At 65.6% G+C, this 22,168-nt stretch carries 18 protein-coding genes; 11 read left to right on the plus strand and 7 right to left on the minus strand.

The window, feature by feature from the left end; all coding sequences use genetic code 11:
- Positions 1–34: 34 nt before the first annotated feature.
- Both rhaI and ACEN2S_RS16950 read right to left on the minus strand, forming a co-directional pair.
- A complete protein-coding gene (gene rhaI / locus ACEN2S_RS16945; RefSeq protein WP_441868057.1) occupies positions 35–1,309 on the minus strand; it encodes an L-rhamnose catabolism isomerase in 1,275 nt (424 codons plus the stop codon).
- A gap of 5 nt (positions 1,310–1,314) precedes the next feature.
- Entirely contained in the window at positions 1,315–3,417 is a 2,103-nt protein-coding gene (locus tag ACEN2S_RS16950; protein WP_441868059.1) for a bifunctional rhamnulose-1-phosphate aldolase/short-chain dehydrogenase, read from the minus strand.
- Between the two features lie 183 nt (positions 3,418–3,600).
- Here ACEN2S_RS16950 and ACEN2S_RS16955 point away from each other — a divergent pair, with 183 nt between their 5' ends.
- The 7 genes from ACEN2S_RS16955 to ACEN2S_RS16985 all read left to right on the plus strand — a co-directional run bounded on the left by ACEN2S_RS16955 (position 3,601) and on the right by ACEN2S_RS16985 (position 10,877).
- On the plus strand, positions 3,601–4,410 hold the full coding sequence (locus ACEN2S_RS16955) for a DeoR/GlpR family DNA-binding transcription regulator (RefSeq protein ID WP_441868061.1): 810 nt from the start codon (positions 3,601–3,603) through the stop codon (positions 4,408–4,410).
- 31 nt (positions 4,411–4,441) lie between these two features.
- Positions 4,442–5,434: a rhamnose ABC transporter substrate-binding protein gene (gene rhaS / locus ACEN2S_RS16960; RefSeq protein WP_441868063.1), complete on the plus strand. Its 993-nt coding sequence runs from the start codon at positions 4,442–4,444 to the stop codon at positions 5,432–5,434.
- A 106-nt stretch (positions 5,435–5,540) separates the two neighbouring features.
- Positions 5,541–7,112 carry a sugar ABC transporter ATP-binding protein gene (locus ACEN2S_RS16965; protein ID WP_441868065.1) on the plus strand — a complete coding sequence of 524 codons (1,572 nt, stop codon included), beginning with the start codon at positions 5,541–5,543 and terminating at the stop codon, positions 7,110–7,112.
- Positions 7,109–8,092, plus strand: a complete 984-nt coding sequence (locus tag ACEN2S_RS16970) for an ABC transporter permease (RefSeq protein WP_441868067.1) — start codon at positions 7,109–7,111, stop codon at positions 8,090–8,092. The genes ACEN2S_RS16965 and ACEN2S_RS16970 overlap by 4 nt, the downstream gene beginning before the upstream one ends.
- On the plus strand, positions 8,089–9,129 hold the full coding sequence (locus ACEN2S_RS16975; protein WP_441868069.1) for an ABC transporter permease: 1,041 nt from the start codon (positions 8,089–8,091) through the stop codon (positions 9,127–9,129). Before ACEN2S_RS16970 ends, ACEN2S_RS16975 begins: the two co-directional genes overlap by 4 nt.
- Positions 9,130–9,146: 17 nt before the next feature.
- Entirely contained in the window at positions 9,147–9,461 is a 315-nt protein-coding gene (locus ACEN2S_RS16980; RefSeq protein ID WP_441868071.1) for an L-rhamnose mutarotase, read from the plus strand.
- A 3-nt stretch (positions 9,462–9,464) separates the two neighbouring features.
- Complete coding sequence (locus ACEN2S_RS16985) at positions 9,465–10,877, plus strand: FGGY-family carbohydrate kinase (RefSeq protein WP_441868073.1); 1,413 nt, start codon at positions 9,465–9,467, stop codon at positions 10,875–10,877.
- Here the strand turns inward: ACEN2S_RS16985 and ACEN2S_RS16990 are convergent.
- Entirely contained in the window at positions 10,874–11,362 is a 489-nt protein-coding gene (locus ACEN2S_RS16990) for a dihydrofolate reductase (protein WP_441868075.1), read from the minus strand. The genes ACEN2S_RS16985 and ACEN2S_RS16990 overlap by 4 nt on opposite strands.
- Positions 11,362–12,195, minus strand: a complete 834-nt coding sequence (locus ACEN2S_RS16995) for a thymidylate synthase (protein WP_441868076.1) — start codon at positions 12,193–12,195, stop codon at positions 11,362–11,364. The genes ACEN2S_RS16990 and ACEN2S_RS16995 overlap by 1 nt, the downstream gene beginning before the upstream one ends.
- Before the next feature lie 853 nt (positions 12,196–13,048).
- On the opposite strand from ACEN2S_RS16995, the gene ACEN2S_RS17000 reads away from it, so the two are divergent.
- The 3 genes from ACEN2S_RS17000 to ACEN2S_RS17010 all read left to right on the plus strand — a co-directional run bounded on the left by ACEN2S_RS17000 (position 13,049) and on the right by ACEN2S_RS17010 (position 16,816).
- Complete coding sequence (locus ACEN2S_RS17000) at positions 13,049–13,498, plus strand: hypothetical protein (protein ID WP_441868078.1); 450 nt, start codon at positions 13,049–13,051, stop codon at positions 13,496–13,498.
- Positions 13,499–13,622: 124 nt separating this feature from the next.
- On the plus strand, positions 13,623–15,146 hold the full coding sequence (locus ACEN2S_RS17005; RefSeq protein WP_441868080.1) for a cryptochrome/photolyase family protein: 1,524 nt from the start codon (positions 13,623–13,625) through the stop codon (positions 15,144–15,146).
- A gap of 380 nt (positions 15,147–15,526) precedes the next feature.
- A complete protein-coding gene (locus ACEN2S_RS17010; RefSeq protein WP_441868082.1) occupies positions 15,527–16,816 on the plus strand; it encodes an O-acetylhomoserine aminocarboxypropyltransferase/cysteine synthase family protein in 1,290 nt (429 codons plus the stop codon).
- Between the two features lie 94 nt (positions 16,817–16,910).
- Here the strand turns inward: ACEN2S_RS17010 and ACEN2S_RS17015 are convergent, their stop codons facing one another.
- Both ACEN2S_RS17015 and ACEN2S_RS17020 read right to left on the minus strand, forming a co-directional pair.
- On the minus strand, positions 16,911–18,842 hold the full coding sequence (locus tag ACEN2S_RS17015) for a heavy metal translocating P-type ATPase (protein ID WP_441868146.1): 1,932 nt from the start codon (positions 18,840–18,842) through the stop codon (positions 16,911–16,913).
- Between the two features lie 577 nt (positions 18,843–19,419).
- The gene (locus ACEN2S_RS17020) at positions 19,420–20,316 is read right to left on the minus strand and encodes a LysR family transcriptional regulator (RefSeq protein ID WP_441868084.1); all 897 of its coding nucleotides are present in this window, start codon (positions 20,314–20,316) and stop codon (positions 19,420–19,422) included.
- A 126-nt stretch (positions 20,317–20,442) separates the two neighbouring features.
- On the opposite strand from ACEN2S_RS17020, the gene ACEN2S_RS17025 reads away from it, so the two are divergent.
- Positions 20,443–21,438 carry an aldo/keto reductase gene (locus ACEN2S_RS17025; RefSeq protein WP_441868086.1) on the plus strand — a complete coding sequence of 332 codons (996 nt, stop codon included), beginning with the start codon at positions 20,443–20,445 and terminating at the stop codon, positions 21,436–21,438.
- Between the two features lie 203 nt (positions 21,439–21,641).
- Here ACEN2S_RS17025 and ACEN2S_RS17030 read toward each other — a convergent pair whose 3' ends face one another.
- Entirely contained in the window at positions 21,642–22,130 is a 489-nt protein-coding gene (locus ACEN2S_RS17030) for an Lrp/AsnC family transcriptional regulator (protein WP_441868088.1), read from the minus strand.
- Positions 22,131–22,168: the final 38 nt, after the last annotated feature.

The raw sequence follows: 22,168 nt of genomic DNA on the forward strand, positions 1-22,168 counted from the left end.
GCAGGGCCTTTCAGATCTTTCAGATCGGGTGGGGTCAGACGATGCCGCCGCCCAGACCGCTGACCGCCGGGCGCACCGCGCCCACCGCCGCGCGGTAGCCCGCCGCCCGGTAGGTGGCGACCGGATCAATCGCCCCGCCCGCCTCATAACGCGCCATCGCCAGCACCGGCTCGACATCCGTGCGGAAACCGGCCTTCAGCGCCGCCGTCGCCATCAGCGCATCATTGCCCTCCTGCGCCGCCATCAGCGCCGGACGGTCCACCAGCGAGGCCTGCGCATAGGCGCGGCAGACCTCAGTGGCCGAGACCATCAGGCTTTCAATCGGGTCGGTGACATTGTGGCTTTGATCCAACATGTGCATCGGGCTGAAACCCGGCTTGTCCTCGGCATCCACCAATTCGTTGAAGACCAAGAACAGCCGGTAGGGATCAACCGAGCCGGTATCGAGATCGTCATCGCCGTATTTGCTGTCGTTGAAGTGGAAACCACCCAGCTTGCCGAACTGGATCAGCCGCGCGACGATCATCTCGATATTGGTGTTCGGCGCGTGATGGCCCAGGTCCACGAGGCATTGCGCCTTATCGCCCAACTCCTTGGCGATCAGATAGTTGGTGCCCCAGTCCTGCACGACGGTCGAGTAGAACGCCGGCTCGAACATCTTGTGTTCGGTGAACAGCCGCCAATCCTCCGGCAGCCCGGCATAGACCTGCTTCACCGCTTCAAGGTAGCGCTCAAACTGCCGGGTGAAGTTGGTCTGGCCGGGGAAGTTCGACCCATCCCCCACCCAGATCGTCAGTGCCTTTGACCCCAAAGCCGCGCCAATCTCGATACATTCGAGATTATGTTCCACCGCCTGCGCCCGCGTCGCGGCATCGGCATGGGAGAGCGAGCCGTATTTATAGCTGTGCGCCTGCCCCGGCTGATCCTGAAAGGTGTTCGAGTTCATCGCGTCAAAGGTCAGACCAACTTCCGCCGCCTTGCCCAACAGATCCGCCGCCGGGGCCTTGTCCCAGGGGATGTGCAGCGAGACCGAGGGTGTGGCCTGTGTCAGCTGATGGATCACGCCGCAATCATCGAGCTTGTCGAAGATATGCCGCGGCTCGCCGATCCCCGGAAACCGCGCGAACCGCGTGCCGCCGGTGCCCACCCCCCAGCTCGGCACCGCCACGCCGTAGGCCGCCACCCGCGCCTTCAGCGCTTCAATGTCAAAACCCCGGCGGGAAAGCTGCGCCCCCAGCGCCTCATAATCTTCCTGCAGGGCCTTGATGCGTTTGGCGTTTTCCGCCTCGATCAGAGATTTGTCGATCATCATGCTCACCGGGTAAAGGCCTGGACATTGCCCGCATCGACATTGAGGATATTCCCCGTCGATTTGGCCGCAAGATCAGAGGCCAGGAAATAGCTGGCTTCCGCGATATCCTCGGGCAGGACCGAGCGTTTCAGCATCGAGCGCTGGCGGTACATCTCTTCCAGCCCGTCCTTGTCGGTCTTGTAGGTGGAGGCGCGCTGATCCAGCCAATCGCCCGACCAGATCTTTGAGCCGCGCAGCACCGCATCCGGGTTCACCACATTGACGCGGATCCCCGCCTCGGCCCCCTCCAGCGCCAGACAGCGCGCCAGATGGATTTCCGCCGCTTTGGCCGTGCAATAGGCGCTGGCATTCGGGCTGGCCGCGAGGCCGTTTTTCGAGGCGATGAACACCACCGAGCCGCCGATCCCCTGCACCCGCATCATCTTGAACGCCTCGCGGCTGACGAGGAAATAGCCGGTCGAGAGGATATCCATGTTCTTGTTCCACAGCGCCAGCGTCGTCTCTTCCACCGGGGCCGAAGAGGCAATGCCCGCATTGGACACGAGGATATCGAGGCCGCCAAAGCGCAGCGCGGTCTCGGCATAGGCCGCCTCTACCGCCGCCTCGCTGGTCACATCCATCTTCACCGTCGCCACCACATCGGCGCTGTAGCGCCCGGCGAGGTTTTGCAGCGTGGCCGCCAGCGCCGTCTCGTCAATATCGGCCAGCATGACGCAGGCCCCTTCGCGCAGGAACCGCTCTGCCGTGGCCGAACCGATCCCCCCCGCGCCGCCGGTGACAAAGGCCACCCGCCCCGCCAGCGATTTCGGCTTCGGCATCCGTTGCAGTTTCGCCTCTTCCAACAGCCAGTATTCGATATCAAAGGCTTCCTGCTCCGGCAGACCGGCATAGGTGGAAACGGTCGAGGCCCCCCGCATCACATTGATCGCATTGGTGTAGAACTCACCCGAGATCCGGGCGGTGGCCCGGTCCTTGGCAAAGGACAGCATCCCCACCCCCGGCACGAGATAGATCACCGCATTCGGATCGCGGAGCGCCGGGCTGTCGGCATGTTTGCAGCGCTCATAATAGGCGGCATAGTCGGCGCGGTAATCGGCCACCTGCCCCGCGAGTGCGGCCAGCGTGCCCTCAATATCCGGATTGGCCGGGGTGAAGCCTACCACGAGGGGGCGGATCTTCGTGCGCAGGAAATGGTCGGGACAGGAGGTGCCCTGCGCCGCGAGTGCGGGCATGTCGCGCGCATTGACGAATTCCAGCACGGCGGGGCTGTCGTCGAAATGCCCCACCATATGCTGCGCGCCCGAGATCATGCCGCGAATCGCGGGCATCAGCCGCGCGGCCACCGCGCGACGCTCGGCCTCCGGCAGGCTTTGATGCGCAGCACCGCCAAAGATCACCTTGCCCGTGGTCTCGCCCTCAAACCACTCAATCGCGCGGTTGATGATGCGCAGGGTGGTTTCATAGCAAAGCTTCGCGTCGTCATCCCAGGTGAAGAGCCCGTGGCTTTCCAGCACAACGCCCTTGGCCTCGGGGTTTTCAAGACAGAAGCTCTCCAGCCAGAGGCCCAGCTCATAGCCCGGCTTTTTCCACGGCAACCAGCCGATTTCGCTGCCGAAAATCTGCTGCGTCAGCTCGCGGGAATTCACCGAAGCCGCGATGGCGATGATCGCATCGGGGTGCATGTGATCCACATGCTTTTTCGGCACATAGGCATGCAGCGGCGTGTCGATGCTGGCCGCGCGCGGATTGAGGTTGAAGGTGCAATGCGGCAGATAGCCGACCATTTCATCCTCAAACTCAACCCCCCGGTAAAGCCCCTTCAGCGCCCGCAGCTTGTCCATATAAAGCGTTGAAAACCCGTCCATCTTGATCGAGCCGACATCCCCGCCCGAGCCTTTGACCCACATCACCTCAACCATCTCACCGGTCAGGGGATCGGCCACCATCACCTTGGCCGAGGTATTGCCGCCGCCGTAATTGGTGATCCGTTTGTCCGAGCCCAGCAGATTCGAGCGATAGAGCAGTTTCTCCGGCTCGCTCATCGTGGCGGCGCGGCCTGCATCCCACAGGCTTTCAAGCCGGGTTCCGGCAGTGGTCTTTGACATGATGTCCTCCCTCAGGCGGCCCAGCGGCACGCATCTTCGGGTGCAATCTGGCGTGGACTGCGGCAGAATGTCAATCATAAACGATCATAAACAATCATGCTGCAACTGCAAACTAGCGAAACTGATTGATTGTGATTGACAGTGATTGGAATCGGTGGAAATCTCACCGGCAAGGAGGACCAGATGCACGAAAGCGAACGCCACAGGATCATTCTCTCGGCCATTCAGGAACGCCCGGTTGCGACCGTGGTGGATCTGTGCAGCCTGACGGGGGCTTCGGAGGCCACGATCCGCCGTGACATCGCCACTTTGCACGTCCAGAAAAAGCTGCGCCGGGTGCGCGGCGGGGCGGAAAGCATCGCGCCGCCGCAATTCGTGGGCCTCGCCGGGCGGCCGTTTTCGGTCAATGAAACGATCAACATCGCGCAGAAACGCGCAATTGCCCGCGCGGCGGTGGAGCTTTGTGAAGATGGCGATCCGATCATCATCAACGGCGGCACCACCACCTTTCAGATGGTGCATCCCCTGTCGGCGCGGCGCTGTCAGGTCTTCACCAACTCCTTTCCGATTGCCGAGCATCTGCTGAAGCATTCGAAAAACACCATCCTGCTCTCGGGTGGCACGATCTACCGCGAGCAGAACATCATCCTCTCCCCTTTCGACAATGACGTGACGCGCAATTTCTATGCGCGCCGCATGTTCATGGGGGCGCAGGGTCTGGGCGCATTGGGTCTGATGGAGGCCGACCCGCTGCTGATCCAGGCCGAGCAGAAACTGATCGGGCAGGCCGACGAATTGATCGTGCTGGCCGATGCTTCGAAATTTCAACGCCGCTCCAGCCTTATTCTCTGCCCGCTGAACCGCATCCACACCGTCATCACCGATGACCGGCTGGAGGATCGCGCGGCGCAGATGCTGGAGGCGGCGGACGTACGGCTGATCGTGGTGCCCGTGGGCGCCGCCGACAGAAAAGGCGCCGCGCAGGAGGCTTAGGCGCGCGGCGGAAACGCTCAGGGAGGGAAAAATGAGCATTCTGAAAAAGGCACTGACGACGGCGGCACTCGCCACCGCATTGATCGCCACCGGCGCCCATGCCGAACCCAAGCGCATCGCGCTGGTGGTCAAGGCTTTGGGCATCGGCTTCTTTGAGGCCGCCAATAAAGGCGCCGAAGAAGCCGCGAAAGAACTGGGCGATGTCGAGGTGATCTACACCGGCCCGACCGACACCACCGCCGAAGGCCAGATTGAGGTGATCAATGCGCTGATCGCGCAAAAGGTGGATGCGATTGCGATTTCCGCCAATGACACCGATGCGCTGGTGCCGACGCTGAAAAAGGCGATGGACCGCGGCATCACCGTCATCTCCTGGGATTCCGGCGTGGCGAAAGACGGCCGTCAGATGCACCTGAACCCCTCGTCCAGCCCGCTGATCGGCAATATGATCATCAAACTGGCGGCGGATAACCTGCCGGACGGCGGCGATGTTGCCGTGCTCTCGGCCACCTCCACCTCGACCAACCAGAACACCTGGATCGCCGAGATGAACAAGGTGATGGGCAATTATCCGGGCATCAATGTGGTCGCCACCGTCTATGGCGACGATCTGGCCGATAAATCCTATCGTGAGGCCACCGGATTGATGCAGACCTATCCGAACCTGAAAGCGATCATCGCGCCAACGAGCGTGGGCATCGTTGCCGCCGCGCAAGCGGTGGAAGATGCGGGCAAGGTCGGTCAGGTGAATGTCACCGGTCTGGGGCTGCCCTCGGAAATGGCCGGGCATGTGCATGCGGGCTCGTCGAAATCCTTCGCGATCTGGAACCCGATTGATCTGGGCTATGCGGCCACGATGATCGCCTACAACCTCGCCTCGGGCAAAGCCACGGCAGAGGCCGGCGGCACGATCCCGATGGGCCGGATGGGCGACGTGACGCTCGACGACAATCTCGAAGGAGCGATGGCCGATCCGTTCGTCTATGACGCGACCAACGTCGACGAATTCTCCTCGATCTTCTGATCCTCTCCCGGGGCGCGGGGAAACCTGCGCCCCTTCTCTGCCGCGCTGATGGCGGACCGTTCGCAGGCCCACAGCGCCCCCCTTCGCTTCAACGTCCGGATATATCATGCAACCGCAACCTGCGGCCCCGCAGCCCAGTGCCGAGCCGGTGCTGTCCCTGCGCGGCATCACCAAGACCTTCCCCGGCGTGCGGGCCCTCTCGGGGGTGCAGCTTGACCTCTATCCCGGACAAGTCACCGCGCTGATCGGTGAGAATGGCGCCGGAAAATCCACCATGGTCAAGATATTGACCGGGATCTATCAGCCCGATGAGGGCAGCATTGCGGTGAATGGAACCCCTGTGCATTTCGCCAATGCCGATGCCGCCGCCCGCGCGGGCGTGACCGCGATCCATCAGGAAACCGTGCTCTTTGATGAGCTGACGGTGGCGGAGAACATCTATCTCGGCCATGCGCCGCGCAGCCGTTTTGGTCTGATCGACTGGGCGGCGATGCAGGCGGGGGCCGCGGCACTTTTGAAACGCATTGACGCCGATCTGGATCCGAAGACCCTGCTGCGCGATCTCGGCATTGCCTCAAAACATCTGGTGGCCATCGCCCGCGCCCTCTCCATCGACGCCCGCGTGGTGATCATGGATGAGCCGACGGCGGCGCTGAGCCACAAGGAAATCCACGAGCTTTACGACCTCGTTGACCGGCTGAAGGCCGAGGGGAAGGCGATCCTCTTCATCAGCCATAAATTCGATGAGATCTTCCGCATCGCCGACCGCTGGACGGTGTTCCGCGATGGCGAATTTGTCGCCGAAGGCGCGATGGCGGAGGCGACCGAGGATGGCCTCGTGCGGCTGATGGTCGGCCGGGCGGTGGACCACATCTTCCCCAAACGCATCCCGCGGCTGGGCAAACGCGTGCTGACGGTTGCCGGTTATTGTCACCCGACCGAATTTGAGGACATCAACTTCACCCTGCATGAAGGCGAAATCCTTGGCTTTTACGGCCTTGTCGGCGCGGGGCGCTCCGAGGTGATGCAGGCGCTTTTCGGCATCACCAAGCCCTCGCGCGGGGCCTGCCGGGTTGGCGAGGAGGTGACGGTGATCCGCACCACTGCCGAAGCCATCGCCGCAGGCATCGTCTATGTGCCCGAAGATCGCGGAAAACAGGGTGCGGTCAAAGGCCTGCCGATCTTTCAAAACGTCACCCTTCCCTCGCTGAACCGCACCTCGCGCCACGGCTTCCTGCGGCTGACCGAGGAGTTCAGCCTGACCCGGCAGTATACCGAGCGGCTGGATCTGCGGGCGGCGTCGCTCGATCAGGACGTGGGGCTGCTGTCGGGCGGCAACCAGCAAAAGGTGGTCATCGCCAAATGGCTGGCCACCAAACCCCGGGTGATCATTCTGGATGAGCCGACCAAGGGCATCGATGTCGGCTCAAAGGCCGCGGTGCATGAATTCATGGCCGAACTCGCCGCCGAGGGGCTGGCGGTGATCATGGTCTCCTCTGAAATCCCCGAGGTTCTGGGCATGTCCGACCGGGTGATCGTGATGCGCGAAGGCCGCATGGTCGCCGAATTCCCGCGCGAGACGATGAACCCCGAGGCGCTGGTGCGCGCCGCCGCCGGGATCAATGCCGCGGAGCCCAAAGCCGAAACCGGCTCTGCCCATCAGGAGGCACGCGCATGACATCGCTGTTGAAATCCCGCGAAGCGCTCCTGGGCGCGGGCATCCTCGCGCTGATCGCGGTCATCGCGCTGCGGTTCCCCGGCTTTGTGGCGCCCGCCAATCTCAAGAACGTGTTCAACGACACCTCGCCGCTGATCATTCTGGCGCTGGGGCAGATGGTGGTCATTCTGACCCGCTGCATCGACCTCTCGGTCGCGGCCAATCTGGCGCTCTGCGGCATGGTCGCGGCGATGGCCGATGGCGCGGGCGTGCCGATGCCGCTGATCTTGGCGCTGGTGGTGGTGCTTGGGGCGCTGCTGGGCGCGGTGAACGGCATTCTGGTCTGGAAGATGGAGATCCCGCCGATTGTGGTGACGCTGGGCACGATGACCATTTTCCGCGGCATCATCTTTCTGATTTCCGACGGCAAATGGATCAATGCGCATCAGATGAGCCCGGCGTTCAAAGCCTTTCCGCGCGCTGAAATCCTCGGCCTGCCGGTGCTGAGCTGGATCGCGCTTCTGATCATCGCGCTCTTTGCCCTGCTGATCCGGCGCACGCCGCTGGGCCGCAGCTTTTTCGCCGTGGGCGGCAATCCGCATGCGGCGGTCTATACCGGCATCAGCACGGGGCGCACGCAGTTCATGGCCTTTGTGCTCTCGGGCACATTGGCCGGGCTGACCGGCTATCTCTGGGTCGCCCGTTACGCCGTGGCCTATGTCGATATCGCGGGCGGGTTTGAACTGGATGTGGTCGCCGCCTGTGTGATCGGCGGCATCTCCATCGGCGGCGGGCTCGGCTCGGTCGGCGGGGCGGTGCTGGGGGCGATCTTCCTCGGCGTTATCAAGAACGCCCTGCCCGTCGTCGGCATCTCGCCCTTCTGGCAGCTGGCGATCTCCGGCTCGGCCATCCTGCTCGCGGTGGCGCTGAATGCCCGCCAGGGCCGCGCCAAGGGCCGCCTGATCCTGAAACACGCCTATGCTCCGGAGACCGCGCAATGAGCAATATTTCCCCCGAGGCCCCGCGCGGCGCGGCATCCACCGGAGGCCAGATCACCGGCCGCCAGATCCCCGACCGGCTGCGCAGCCGCACCAGCCGCGCGCTGAAAAGCTGGGAAAGCCTGCTTATCGTGGTGGCACTGGCGATTTTTATCGCCAATTCAATGCTCTCTCCCTATTTCCTCGACCCGTGGAACCTCTCGGATGCCAGCTTCAACTTCACCGAAAAGGTGCTGATCGCCTTTGCGATGGCGCTTTTGATCATCGCGGGTGAGATTGACCTCTCCGTCGCCTCGATCATCGCCTTGTCCTCCACCGCGATGGGCGTGGCGATGTCGATGGGCGCGGGCACCCCCACCCTGGTGGCCGTGGGCCTTCTGGTGGGTCTGGGCTGCGGCGTGGTCAATGGCCTGTTGGTCACCCGCCTCGGCCTGCCCTCCATCGTCGTCACCATCGGCACCATGAGCCTCTACCGCGGGCTGAGCTATATCGTGCTCGGCGATCAGGCCTTCACCGGCTATCCGGCCAGCTTTGCCTGGTTCGGGCAGGGCTATGTCTGGTGGGTCTTCTCGTTTGAATTCGTGCTCTTCATCGGCTGCGCGGTGCTGTATGCGGTGCTGCTGCACGGCACGAACTTTGGCCGTCTGGTCTATGCCATCGGCAACAATGCCACCGCCGCTGCCTTTTCCGGCATCCGGGTGGACCGGGTGAAATTCCGGCTGTTCCTGCTGACCGGTCTCATGTCGGGCATTGCCGCCATCTGCCTGACCGCGCGCCTCGGCTCAACCCGCCCCTCCATCGCAATGGGCTATGAGCTGGAGGTGGTGACCATGGTCGTGCTCGGCGGCGTCAACATTCTGGGCGGTGCGGGCAGCATTCCCGGCGTTGTCCTCGCGGCTTTCATCATGGGGCTTGTCACCTTTGGCTTTGGCTTGCTGAATGTTCCGGGTATCCTGATGTCGATCTTCATCGGCCTCCTGCTGATCGGGGTGATCGCCCTGCCCAAGCTTTGGGCGCGGTTCAGATCGGCGCGCGCGTAAGAAAGGCCAGACCACGCATGGAACGTTACGCTTTCAAAATGCACCTCAATCCGGGGATGGAGGCCGAATATCGCGCCCGCCACGATGCGATCTGGCCGGAACTGGTCGATCTGCTGCACAGCGCCGGGGTGCGCGATTACACGATCCATCTGGACCCGGAGACGCATATCCTCTTCGGCATTCTGAGCCGCCCCGAAAACCACGGGATGCAGGCCCTGCCCGCGCATCCGGTGATGCAGCGCTGGTGGGCGCATATGGCCGATCTGATGCGCACCCATCCGGGCAACGAACCGGTGGCGGTGCCACTTGTCCCGCTTTTCGAGATGGCCTGACCCATGCCGCGCCGCGCCGTGCCCCCCCGCCAGATCGCCGTCATCGACATCGGCAAAACCAACATCAAGGTCGCGCTGGTCGATCTGCAAAACCGCGCCGAACTGGCGGTGAAGACCATGCCCAACGGCGTGCGCCCCGGCCCGCCCTATCCGCATTTCGACACCGAATCCCAGTGGGAGTTCATCCTGGCCGCTTTGGCCGATATCCACGAGCGGCACCGCGTCGATGCCATCTCGGTCACCACGCATGGCGCCTGTGCCGCCTTGCTGAACGCGCAGGGCACGCTGGCGACACCGGTCCTTGATTACGAACATGACGGCCCCGATGAAACCGCCGCCGCCTATGACACGCTGCGCCCGGATTTCGCCGAAACCGGCTCTCCGCGGCTGCCGCTGGGCCTCAACCTCGGGGCGCAGCTGCACTGGCTGTTCGCCCGCGACCCCGAGCTGCGCGACCGCGTGGCCACGGTGGTGACCTGGCCGCAATATTGGGTGCATCGCCTGACCGGCTCCGCGGCGACCGACGTGACCTCGCTCGGCTGCCACACCGATCTGTGGGACCCGCATGAGCGGAAATTCTCGCGGCTGGTCGCCCGGCTGGGGTTGTCACAAAAACTCGCGCCGGCGCTGCCTTCGTACGAGGTGGTCGGCGTCTTGCGCAAAGATGTGGCCGAGCGGACCAAAATGGCCCCCGGCACCCCGGTCTGCTGCGGCATCCATGACAGCAATGCCTCGCTTCTGCCCTATCTGCTGGGCCGCGAGGCCTCGTTCTCGGTGGTCTCGACCGGCACCTGGGTGGTGGTGATGACGGTGGGCGGCGATCCGGTGACGCTGGATCCGCGGCGCGACACGCTGATCAATGTGAATGCCTATGGCGAGCCGATCCCCTCGGCCCGTTTCATGGGCGGGCGCGAATATGCCCGCGTGCAACCGCCCATCGGCACGCAGGCGACCCATGCCGATGTCACCTCGGCGCTGGCACGCAAGTTGATGCTCTTCCCCGCGGTCGAACCCAAAAGCGGCCCCTATCAGGGCCGCCAGATGCGGTGGAGCGCGCCGGAAGACACGATCAGCGCGGGCGAGCGGCAGGTGGTGGTCAGCTGGTATCTGGCGCTGATGACCGCCGAATGTCTGCGGATAACCGGGGCCAGGGGCGCCGTGCGGGTCGAAGGGCCCTTTGCGCGCAACGCCTTCTATCTCTCCATGCTGGAGGCCGCCTGCGGTCAGGGCGTCACCGCCTCGGCGTCGCAAACGGGGACGGCGCAGGGGGCGGCGCTGCTCTGGGCCGAGACCGGCACCCCGACCGATCCGCTGCACAGCGATACCGGCGCACCACGTTTCGTCACCGCGACAGATCAGGACCCGGAGCTGGTGGCCTATGCCGCGATGTGGCAGGCACGGGTGGCGCGCCCTTAACGGGGGCGCCGCAGATATTCGTGCAGGATGCAGGCTGGGCCCTCGGCCCGGATCTGCAGGCGGTTGATCAGCTGCCAGTCGTCGGGATCAAAGGCCGGGAAGAACGCATCGGCCTCCGCGACCTCAAGATCCACCTCGGTGATCAGCAGCCGGTCTGCCTGCGGCAAGAGCGCCGCATAGATCTGCTGGCCGCCGATGCCGTAGACCCGCGCGTGGCCCGCGGCCTTGGCGGTGGGCAGCGCCGCGTCAAAGGGCACGAAGAGCGCCTCACTGTCCGCCGCAACCGGCTGCGACGTGACCACGATGTTCAGCCGCCGGGGCAGCGGCTTTTTCGGCAGGCTCTCCCAGGTGCGGCGGCCCATGATCACCGCGCCGCCCATGGTTTCACGTTGGAAAAACGCCAGATCCTCGGGCGCGAACCAGGGGATCGTGTTGCCCTTGCCAATCGCCCCGTTGCGCGCGCGCGCCACCACCAGACTGAGCATCAGACCGCCACCGGCGCCTTGATCGCCGGATGCGGGTCATAGCCTTCAATCTCGAAATCCTCGAACTTGAAGTCAAATATATCCGTCACTTGCCGCTTGATCTTCATCTTCGGCAAGGGGCGCGGATCGCGGCTCATCTGCAAGGCGACCTGATCCATGTGGTTGGAATAGATATGCGCATCGCCCAGAGTGTGCACGAAATCCCCCGCCTCATAGCCGGTGACATGCGCCAGCATCTGCAGCAAGAGCGCATAGGAGGCGACGTTGAAGGGCACGCCCAGAAACATATCGGCTGAGCGTTGATAGAGTTGCAGATGCAGCTTGCCGCCCAGCACCCGCACCTGCCACATCGTGTGGCAGGGCGGCAGCGCCATCCGCGGCAGATCGGCGGGGTTCCAGGCGGAAACGATCATCCGGCGGCTGTCGGGGCTGGTCTTGATCAGCTTGACCAGTTCACTGACCTGATCCCGCACGCCCGCGGTAAAGACCGGGCAGCCATCCGGCCCGGTTCCCGCCGGTTCCAGCACCGGAAACCTGCGCCACTGATGGCCGTAGACCGGCCCGAGATCGCCGTTGGCATCGGCCCATTCATCCCAGATGCTGACGCCGTTTTCCTGCAGGTAGCGAATGTTGGTATCGCCCGAGAGGAACCACAACAGCTCATGGATGATCGAGCGCAGATGCACCTTCTTGGTCGTGAGCAGGGGAAAGCCGTCCGACAAAGGGTAGCGCATCTGCATGCCAAACACCGCCAGCGTGCCGGTGCCGGTGCGGTCTTCGCACGGCACCCCTGTGTCCAGAATATGCTGCAAAGCGTCGAGATATTGTTTCATCGGCCCTGTCCTCTGACGGCATCTGGTGGCGCGGTGCTCCGGCGCCCCCAAGGGATATGGCATTGGCAGCCGGTGTTCGGCAACACCCCGCGCCGCCTATTCATGAAAAAGCGCCCGCCCTGCCCGCCGGTCTGTAGCCCCCCGCACCGGGCAATCCGCCGGGGCCATGTTTTGATGCAGATCGGCAAAGCGCGTCGCGTTGTTACGCGATTGCAGCATGATGGTTGCGCGAATCGGTCAGAGGCGTAGTCTCTGCTGAATTCAGAATGACACTTCATAGAGCCAATCCCCCGGGATCAGCCAAGCATGCCGCATTCCGGCACGCTTTGATCCCATTTGACGACAAGGAGTTATTTGTGGTTATCCGAACCAGCCCCCGTAAAGCGCGGCGCGTGTTTCATTGTGCCAGATGTGGGCATCACCTCCGGCTGGGCGCCGCGCGCTGCGGGGAATGCCACGGCCCGACACCGCTCGTGAATCAAGGGCGGATCTGGCTGCTCTTGGTGCTGCTGCTCGCCGGGGTTGGCGCGGTCCTCGTGCTGGGCTGAGCGCCGGCATCGGGCGGGCGCCCCCCGGCGCGGTCCCCTCTCGGCACCAATGGGCGCCGGATCTGCGCCACGCCCGCCGCGGCGACCGGGGGCCAGACGGCGCGGGCGGGCGGCCCTCCGGGCCTTCCCGCGCCCGGCCCGGTTGCCCGACCCGACCGCCGACACTGCGCATTTTCTGCCCGGCCGCTGCCTGTCGCGGCGCAAATCCGCGCTTGCCTGTCGCCCCCGCGACGCCAGGCTGCGGTTCCCGGTCTTTCACATTGCCAGTGCAGCGCGTTTGGTTAACGCTGCGGTCAGGAGACCGCATGAGACGCCGCATCACGATGCTGTTCTGGTGGCTGATTTTGATCGCATTGGCGGTCGGCCTTGCCTTGCCGCCACAACCGATCCGCATCCACGACCATCCGGGCGGTTCGGTCACCGGGGTCGCGGAAGCCGTCGCCTCGGCGGGGATCAGCGGCCGTCGGGTCGAGATCACCGGCGGCTGCTGGTCCTCCTGCACGATGTATCTGGGCCTGCAGGATGTATGCGTTGATCCCACAGCGAAATTCGGCTTTCACGGCCCCTCGTCCCCGCTCTACGGCATCGGCCTGCCCCCCCGGGAGTTTGAGGCCGCAAGCCAGTTCATGGCGACGCATTACCCCGGCCCCCTGCGCCGCTGGTTTCTGAGCGAAGGGCGCATGCTGACCGTGGGCTTTACCGTGAAAACCGGCGCAGACCTCATTGCGATGGGCAGCGCCCGGCAATGCCGCTGAGCGGCCCTGCGGGAGCCCGTCGCAAGACCCTCTCCCGTGCCGCCGCACGGCTTTTTGCCGCAGCGCCCCCTGTACAACCCCGCAGCCCGCGCTAGATCCCCGGCACAAGCGAAAGGGTCCACCGATGCGCCTCATTCTCGTGCTGGGGGACCAGCTTTCCGACGACCTTGCCGCGCTGCGGCAGGCGGACCCCGCGCGGGACCTGATCGTCATGGCCGAAGTGATGGAAGAGGGCAGCTATGTGCCGCATCACCCGCAAAAAATCGCCCTCGTGCTGACCGCGATGCGCAAATTTGCCGCCCGGTTGCGCGGGCAAGGCTTTCGCGTGGCCTATGCCGCGCTGGATGATCCGGAGACCGGACCAAGCCTGCCCGCCGAGGTGATCCGCCGGATGGCCGAAACCGGGGCGGAGGAGGTCCTTGTCACCACGCCCGGCGACTGGCGTCTGCTGGCGTCACTCCGCGACCTGCCACTGCCGCTGCGCTTTCTGCCCGATGATCGCTTTCTCTGCCCGCCCGAGGTTTTCACCGCCTGGGCGTCGGAACGCAAATCCCTGCGGATGGAATGGTTTTACCGCGACATGCGCCGCCGCACCGGGCTGCTGATGGCAGGGTCAGAGCCGGTGGGCGGCCAGTGGAATTTTGACCATGACAACCGCAAGCCCGCCGCGCCTGACCTCTTGCGCCCGGCCCCATTGCGCTTTGCCCCGGATGCGGCGACCGAGGCCGTGCTTGATCTGGTCGCGGCGCGCTTTCCCGGGCATTTTGGCCGCCTGCGCCCGTTCCACTGGCCCACCGACCGCGCCGAGGCGCTGCATGCGCTGGACCATTTCATCACCCAAAGCCTGCCGCGTTTTGGCGATGAGCAGGATGCAATGCTGGAGAGTGATCCGTTCCTCAGCCATTCCCTGCTCTCCTCCAGCCTGAACATCGGCCTGCTCTCCCCCTTTGAGGTGTGTCAGCGCGCCGAAGCGGCTTATCACGCGGGCACCGCCCCCTTGGCGGCGGTGGAGGGGTTCATCCGGCAGATCATCGGCTGGCGCGAATATGTGCGCGGCATCTGGGCGCTGAAAGGTCCGGATTATCTGACACAAAACGCCCTGAACCACAGCGCGCCGCTGCCCGCCGCCTATTGGGGGGCACCGACCCGGATGAACTGCCTGTCGACCGCGGTGGCCCAGACCCGCGATCACGCCTATGCCCATCACATCCACCGGCTGATGATCACCGGCAATTTCGCGCTGCTGGCCGGGGTGGACCCGGCCGAGGTGCATGCATGGTACCTTGCCGTCTATATCGATGCCATCGAATGGGTCGAGGCACCCAACACTTTGGGGATGAGCCAGTTTGCCGATGGTGGGCTTTTGGCCTCCAAACCCTATGTGTCCTCGGGGGCCTATATCAACCGGATGTCGGATTATTGCGGCACCTGCCACTACCGGGTGAAAGAGCGCACCGGTCCCCGGGCCTGCCCGTTCAACCCGCTGTATTGGCATTTCCTCATGCGGCACCGCGACCGCTTTGCCCGGAACCCGCGCATGGCGCAGATGTACCGCAGCTTTGACCGGATGGAGGCCCCGCTGCAAAGCGCCCTTCTGGCGGAGGCAGAGGGCATTCTGGCGCGCCTCGCCGCGGGGACCGAGGTTTAGCGGCGCGGCGACCGGCCTCCCGACGGTTACGGTCCCGCAACAGGCCCATTCTGATCTGTGGCACAGGCGGGCAGCCCGGCGCATCACGGCAAAACCTGCCGCAATCCGCGCAGATGCGGAGGGTCTGGGCAACGCCCGCTTCCCAAAAGATCCCGCCCGGCGCCCGGCAAATCGGCCCAAATGCCGCTTCCCCCGATAAATCCCCCGCCCCGGGCCTGCGGATGCCAGCGCATCGGCCGGCAACCCGCGCGCGCCGCGGGGGTGCCGGGCCGCCGCAATGGACGCGGCTCCCGGCGGCGGGGCGGTGATCCGCTCGGTTTCGCCATTGCCGCGACCGCGCCGGTTGCCTAGCGTGGCGCGGCGCAAGGAGGAGCACTCACATGACAGACACTACCCTCGGTTTCGACACGCTGGCCGTGCATGCGGGCACCGCGCCCGATCCCGCCACCGGCGCCCGGCAGGTGCCGATTTATCAGACCACATCCTATGTCTTCCGCGATGCGGATCACGCGGCGCGTCTCTTCAACCTCGAAGAGGTCGGCTATATCTATTCGCGCCTGACCAACCCGACGGTTTCCGCGCTGGCCAACCGGGTCACGGCGCTGGAGGGCGGTGCGGGCGGCATTGGCTGCTCCTCGGGGCATGCGGCGCAGATCATGGCGCTTTTCCCCCTCATGGCGCCGGGCTGCAACATCGTCGCATCCTCGCGCCTCTATGGCGGCACGATCACCCAGTTCAGCCAGACGATCCGCCGCTTTGGCTGGTCGGCGACCTTCGTCGACACCGATGATCTGGACGCGGTGAAAGCGGCGATTGACGCGAACACCCGCGCGCTCTTTTGCGAGACGATCGCCAATCCGGGCGGCTATGTCAGCGACCTCGACGCGCTGGCGCGGATTGCGGATGAGGCGGGGATTCCGCTGATCGTCGACAACACCACCGCCACGCCCTGGCTCTGCCGCCCCATCGATCATGGCGCGACGCTCGTCGTGCATTCGGCCACGAAATACATGACCGGCAACGGCACCGTCACCGGCGGCATCGTGGTGGATTCGGGCAAGTTCGACTGGTCCGCCTCGGATAAATTCCCCTCGCTCTCGCAGCCGGAACCGGCCTATCACGGGCTGACCTTCCACAAGGCGCTGGGGCCGATGGCCTTCACCTTCCACTCCATCGCGGTGGGTCTGCGCGATCTGGGGATGACGATGAACCCGCAGGGCGCGCATTACACGCTGATGGGCATCGAGACCTTGGGCCTGCGGATGGAGCGGCATGTGGCGAACGCCAAAGCCGTGGCCGAATGGCTGGAGAAAGACCCGCGGATCGAGGCGGTGACCTATGCCGGTCTGCCCTCCTCGCCCTGGTATGACCGGGCGCAACGGATCGTGCCGAAAGGCGCGGGCGCGCTGTTCACCGTGGCGGTCAAAGGCGGCTATGACGCCTGCGTCAAGCTGGTGGACAGCCTGAAACTCCTCAGCCATGTGGCGAACCTTGGTGACACCCGCAGCCTGATCATCCACCCCGCCTCGACCACCCACCGCCAGCTGGAGGAAGCGCAGCAGATCAAGGCGGGCGCGGCACCGAACGTCGTGCGCATCTCGATCGGGATCGAGGATGTGGCCGACATCATCGCCGATCTCGATCAGGGCCTCGCGGCGGCAACCGCCTGAGACTGCCCACCAGAAACGGAGCCTGAGGGGCTGGCCGGAGCGGTCGGCCCCTCACACGGCCCCACACTGTGCTGCCCACATTATCCCGCGCCCCTCATAGGGGCCCGCGCAGGGCCACCTGATCCGGCGCATCAGCCACAGCCGCATCCGCGGCCCGCATCTGCCGCGGATGGATCCGCAGGGCACGCAGCGCGTTCAGGATCACCGCCGCGTCGATCAGCTCTTGCAGCAGCGCCCCCTGTACCGGCGCAAGATAGCCCAGCGCCGCCGCGATCATCCCCAGAACCGAGAGGCCGATCCCCACGGCCACGCTTTGAAAGGCGATGCGCCGCGCGCCCTGCGCCACCTCGATCCCCGCCAGCAACCGGTCGAGATGATCGACCAGCAGCACGACATCCGCCGCCTCCGCCGAGGCCGCCGCCCCGCGCGCCCCCATCGCCACCCCGATATCCGCCGCCGCCAGCGCGGGGGCATCATTGACGCCATCCCCCACCATCATCACCGGGCCGTTCTTGCGCTCGCTCAGCACCAAAAGCACCTTTTGATCTGGGGTCAGCTCGGCGCGCACGGCATCGAGACCCAGCCCCGCCGTCACCGCCTCGGCCACCGCGCGGCGGTCTCCGGTGGCCAGCAGGATGCGCCCGATGCCCAAGCGCCGCAGCCCGGCAAGGAGCTCCGCCGTGCCCGGGCGCAGCGCATCGGCCAGCACCAGATGCCCCATCAGCTGCCCGTCCACGCCCAGCGCCACGATGACCGAACCGGCCTCTGCGGCGGCAATGTCAACCTGCGCCAGCCCCAGCCGCGCCGCCACGAAAGCCGCGCCGCCGACCAGAACCGCGCGACCCTCAATCACACCCGCGACACCTTCGCCGGGGATCTCGACCACGTCATGCGGCACCGGCAGCACACAGCCCCCCGCACTGCCCCCCGCGCGACCCTCTGCACTGCCCCGCGCGCGCGCAGCGGCCACGATGGCCTGCGCAATCGGGTGCTTGGACGCCTGATCCAGCGCGGCGGCAAAGCGCAACACCTCGTCCCCGGACAGCGCGCCTGTGGCATGGACCGAAACGATCTGCGGCCGCCCGTCGGTCAGCGTGCCGGTCTTGTCGAGGATCAGCGTGCGGATCCGCGCCAGCGCCTCCAGCGGTTTGGCGCCCTTGATCAGCACCCCGAAATGCGCCGCCCGCGACAGGCCCGCCACCAGCGCCACCGGCACCGCAAGGATCAGGGGACAGGGCGTCGCCACCACCAGTACCGCCACCGCCCGGATCGGATCGCCGGTGAACCACCAGGCGGCACCGGCCAGCATCAGGGTGACGATCAGGAACATCAGCGACCAGCGGTCGGCCATCCGCGCCATCGGCGCCTTGGCGGCCTGCGCCTCCTCGACCAGCCGCACGATACCGGCATAGGTGCTGTCGGCCGCCGCCCGCGACACCCGCAGGTCAAACGCATCGCCCGCATTGGTCGATCCGCTCATCACATCCTGCCCGCGCGCCAGACGCACCGGCATCGCCTCGCCGGTCAGCGCCGATTGGTCGAGCATCGCCCGCTCGCTTTCCACCCGACCATCCACCGGCGCCACATCGCCCTGACGGATCAGCAACAGATCGCCCGGCGCGATGGCCTCCAGCGCCACCTCCTCCAGCGCGCCCTGCAGCTGCCGGGTCGCGGTGCGCGGCACACGGGACAACAGGTCGCTCATTTCCCGCCGCGCCCGGCCCTCGGCAAAACTCTCCAGAAAAGTGCCGCCGGAATACATCAGCGCCACCACCGCCGCCGCCAGCGTTTCGTCAAACAGCAGCGCCGCCGACATCGAGAGCGCGGCCACAATGTCGAGCCCGACCTCGCCCTTTGCGAGGCTGCGCACAATCTCAACCACCAGACCAATCAGCACGGGGATCACCCCGAGCGTCCAGACCACCGCCGCAGCCCCGGGCAGCGCCATTGTCCAAAGTCCAAGCCCCACCGCCAGCCCGAGTGTTGCAACAGCCAGCAGCAGGACCTTCAGCCGATCCTGCATCATCATCCCCATGCGCGCATCCTTCCCGGGCGAACCGGGAGAGCGATCCGATGGGAGCACGGCGCCGGTGGAGGGCGAAGGCCGGGCACCATGGCGGCGGGGACGGTCAAAATTCCGCATGTCATCTCTTCCTCCGGTGAGGCCCGCACGGCCCGGGTGCCGACGCGACGGGCGCGCGTGAGCGGAGTCTAGCGCCTCCGAAAGTGCCTGACCCTGTTCTAGATCATGCCGCGCCGGTAAAATGGCGCCCGGATATAAAATGCGTGCCGGTAAACGTGCCTCCCGGCACAACAGCTCCGGCAAGGCACCCCGCCAGCAAAGTGCCCCCGCCAGCAACCTGCTTCCAACAGCAATGTGCTCCGTGGCTTGGATCACAGTGCCATCGGTGCGGGCCCTCCTCAGCCGCGCATGCCGTTCCCCGCGCCCCCGGTGCGGCCCGTCCCGCGGTGCCGCCCTCGCCCCCCCCGGCAGCAGCGGACCCCGGCGGGGACGTAACGCGCAGTGCATACCACCCCGGCGGGGAAACACGGGCGCGGCTCCTGCCGCCCAGCTCCGCCAACAGCCCCCGCCCGGGCAACGATCACGCGCCGCGCGACATCCGAAAGAAGTCGATGAAGGCGCGCAGGGCCGGACGCATCTGCCGCCGCGAGGGGTAATAGATGTAAAAGCCGTCAAAGGGCGGGCACCAATCTTGCATCACCCCGATCAGACGCCCGTCGGCGATCTCTGCCTGCACCGTATCTTCAAACAGGAACGCCAGGCCAACACCGCCGACAGCCGCGCGCAGGATCAGCTCCTGCTGCGGCAAGATCAGGTTGCCCTTGACCTCGACGCTGAGGGCATGGCCGTCTTTTTCCAGCTCCCAGCGGTAGATGCGGCCACTGTCAAACCGGCGCCGGATGCAGTTATGGCCCGCCAGATCGCGTGGATGTTCAGGCGGTGGATGCCGGGCGAAATAGGCGGGTGCCGCCACAATCACCGCCCGGCGGGGCGGACTGGCCGGGACCGCGATCATATCCGCCTCCAGACTCTCGCCCAGCCGGATCCCGGCGTCATAGCCCCCGAGCACGATGTCCTCAAACCTGTCCGAGGTGCGGATATCCAGCTCAATCCGCGGAAAGGCCGCGCAGAACTGCGGCAAACGGCGCATGATGATCTCATCGGCCGCAAGGCGGGGCATGGTGATCCGCAGGGGGCCTGCGGGCTGATCGCCGGGCTCGGCCACCGCGCGCAACGCCTGCCCGATCTCGCCAAGCGGGGCCGAGACGCGGCGCAACAGCTGCGCGCCCTCCTCTGTCGGGCGGGTCGCGCGGGTGGTGCGCGCCAAGAGCCGCACCCCAAGGCTGTCCTCAAGGGCCGAGACCGCGTGGCTGACCGCTGACGGGGCGATGCCCAGCCGGTCTGCCGCGGCGCGAAAGCTGCCGCTCTCGGCGACGGTCACGAAAACCACCAGCCGGGAAAGGCCTGTTCTGTCCATGGGCTGCGGCCTCCGTGGCGGCGATCATTGATCTGAATATTAGATGACCACAGTCAGAATTGCACGGGTTATGCCGCACTATCGCACCGCCTATCCTCCCTGCATCACCCAAGCACGGAGACGGGAATGGATATGCGCAAAATGGGGCCGCTGGCTGTGTCGGCCATCGGGCTGGGCTGCATGGGGCTCAGTCAGGCCTATGGGGTGCAGGATGAGGCGGCCTCGGTCCGCACTTTGCACCGGGCGGTGGACCTTGGGGTCACCTTCTTTGACACCGCCGAAATCTACGGCCCGCTGCGCAATGAACAGCTGCTGGGTCGGGCCTTGAAGGCCAGCCGCGACCGTCTGGTGATCGCGACCAAATTCGGCTTTACCTATCGCGGGGACCGCCATGATTTCGGCGAGGCCACCGGCACCGACGGCAGCCCCGCCAATGCCCGCCGCGTCGCCGAAGCCTCGCTCCGGCGGCTGCAGACGGATGTGATTGACCTGTATTACCTGCACCGGCCCGATCCCGCCGTGCCGATCGAGGAAAGCGTCGGGGCGATGGCCGATCTCGTGCGCGAGGGCAAGGTGCGCGCCATCGGCCTGTCGGAAGTGTCACCCGAGGCGCTGCGCCGGGCACAGGCCACACATCCGATTGCGGCACTGCAAAGCGAATATTCGCTCTGGACCCGCGATGTCGAAACCAATGGCATCCTGCAGACCTGCCGCGAACTGGGCATTGCCTTTGTGCCGTTCAGCCCGCTGGGACGCGGCTTTCTGACCGGCACCCTCCCCCCGGTCGCAGCGCTGGAGCCGGGCGATTTTCGCCGCACGCTGCCACGGTTTCAGCCCGAAAACGCCGAAGCCAATGCCAAACCGCTGCGCGTGATTGCCGAGATCGCGCAGGCGCAGGGGGCAAGTGCGGCGCAGGTCGCGCTGGCCTGGGTGCTGGCGCAGGGCGCCGACATCATCCCCATTCCCGGCGCCAAGCGCATTCCGCATCTGGAGGAGAACGTGGCGGCCACGGACCTGCGGCTGTCGGCGGCGGCGCTGACCCGTCTCGACGCGGCCTTTGCCCCCGAAAACATCGCGGGCCACCGCTATCCCGAAGTCTGGGCGCGGATGGTCGGGACATGAACCGCTTTCGCGGCAAGCGCCTGCGGATCACCGGCGGCACCCGGGGAAGCGTACGGTGCTTCACCGGGCTGTGGCAGAACGCGGCACCCGCCGCGCGGCACGGCCCGGGGCGGCACGGCCCGCAGTGGGGCGGACGACGGTGGGGCGGCACGGCGCGCTGACGGCTGCCGCAGCAGCTGGCGCCGCGCCAGACGGCACAGCGGTCACGGCGCGCTGCGGATCACCGGGAGCTTGCTGGAAGATTTCATCTCGCGCAGCGACAGATTGGAGCGGATCCCGGTGACGCCGGGCAGTCTGCGCAACGTGCCTTCGACAAAGGCGCTGTAATCATCAAGATCCTGCGCCACCGCGATCAGCAGGAAGTCATCGGCGCCCGTGGTATTGTGGCAGGCGAGGATGTTGGGCGAAGCCTCGATGATGCGCTGAAATTCGGCCGTCGCGGCCGGGTCGTGTTCGCTGCAGCGCAATTGCACGAAGGCCATCACGCCCAGCCCCAACTTCCGGCGGTTCAGCCGGGCCTGATACCCTTCGATGATGCCGCCCTCTTCCAGCCGCTTCAGCCGCCGCCAGCAGGGCGTCTCGCTCATCGACAGATGCTCTGCCAGCTTTGCATTGGTCATCCGGCCATCCTCCTGCAACAGTTGCAGAATCCGGGCATTGATGGCGTCGATGGCGGGCATGATGGCGGACATGGGGCAGAATCTCCTGCTTGCGGGTATATTCGGGGCAG

Source organism: Phaeovulum sp. W22_SRMD_FR3, from assembly GCF_052113705.1.
Taxonomy (GTDB): Bacteria; Pseudomonadota; Alphaproteobacteria; order Rhodobacterales; family Rhodobacteraceae; genus JBGQOG01.

What these genes read in the sequence shown, in the direction of transcription:
- rhaI (WP_441868057.1), bottom strand. Translation starts at nt 1,309, where the DNA reads ATGATCGACAAATCTCTGATCGAGGCGGAAAACGCCAAACGCATCAAG.
- ACEN2S_RS16950 (WP_441868059.1), bottom strand. Translation starts at nt 3,417, where the DNA reads ATGTCAAAGACCACTGCCGGAACCCGGCTTGAAAGCCTGTGGGATGCA.
- ACEN2S_RS16955 (WP_441868061.1), top strand. Translation starts at nt 3,601, where the DNA reads ATGCACGAAAGCGAACGCCACAGGATCATTCTCTCGGCCATTCAGGAA.
- rhaS (WP_441868063.1), top strand. Translation starts at nt 4,442, where the DNA reads ATGAGCATTCTGAAAAAGGCACTGACGACGGCGGCACTCGCCACCGCA.
- ACEN2S_RS16965 (WP_441868065.1), top strand. Translation starts at nt 5,541, where the DNA reads ATGCAACCGCAACCTGCGGCCCCGCAGCCCAGTGCCGAGCCGGTGCTG.
- ACEN2S_RS16970 (WP_441868067.1), top strand. Translation starts at nt 7,109, where the DNA reads ATGACATCGCTGTTGAAATCCCGCGAAGCGCTCCTGGGCGCGGGCATC.
- ACEN2S_RS16975 (WP_441868069.1), top strand. Translation starts at nt 8,089, where the DNA reads ATGAGCAATATTTCCCCCGAGGCCCCGCGCGGCGCGGCATCCACCGGA.
- ACEN2S_RS16980 (WP_441868071.1), top strand. Translation starts at nt 9,147, where the DNA reads ATGGAACGTTACGCTTTCAAAATGCACCTCAATCCGGGGATGGAGGCC.
- ACEN2S_RS16985 (WP_441868073.1), top strand. Translation starts at nt 9,465, where the DNA reads ATGCCGCGCCGCGCCGTGCCCCCCCGCCAGATCGCCGTCATCGACATC.
- ACEN2S_RS16990 (WP_441868075.1), bottom strand. Translation starts at nt 11,362, where the DNA reads ATGCTCAGTCTGGTGGTGGCGCGCGCGCGCAACGGGGCGATTGGCAAG.
- ACEN2S_RS16995 (WP_441868076.1), bottom strand. Translation starts at nt 12,195, where the DNA reads ATGAAACAATATCTCGACGCTTTGCAGCATATTCTGGACACAGGGGTG.
- ACEN2S_RS17000 (WP_441868078.1), top strand. Translation starts at nt 13,049, where the DNA reads ATGAGACGCCGCATCACGATGCTGTTCTGGTGGCTGATTTTGATCGCA.
- ACEN2S_RS17005 (WP_441868080.1), top strand. Translation starts at nt 13,623, where the DNA reads ATGCGCCTCATTCTCGTGCTGGGGGACCAGCTTTCCGACGACCTTGCC.
- ACEN2S_RS17010 (WP_441868082.1), top strand. Translation starts at nt 15,527, where the DNA reads ATGACAGACACTACCCTCGGTTTCGACACGCTGGCCGTGCATGCGGGC.
- ACEN2S_RS17015 (WP_441868146.1), bottom strand. Translation starts at nt 18,842, where the DNA reads ATGATGCAGGATCGGCTGAAGGTCCTGCTGCTGGCTGTTGCAACACTC.
- ACEN2S_RS17020 (WP_441868084.1), bottom strand. Translation starts at nt 20,316, where the DNA reads ATGGACAGAACAGGCCTTTCCCGGCTGGTGGTTTTCGTGACCGTCGCC.
- ACEN2S_RS17025 (WP_441868086.1), top strand. Translation starts at nt 20,443, where the DNA reads ATGGATATGCGCAAAATGGGGCCGCTGGCTGTGTCGGCCATCGGGCTG.
- ACEN2S_RS17030 (WP_441868088.1), bottom strand. Translation starts at nt 22,130, where the DNA reads ATGTCCGCCATCATGCCCGCCATCGACGCCATCAATGCCCGGATTCTG.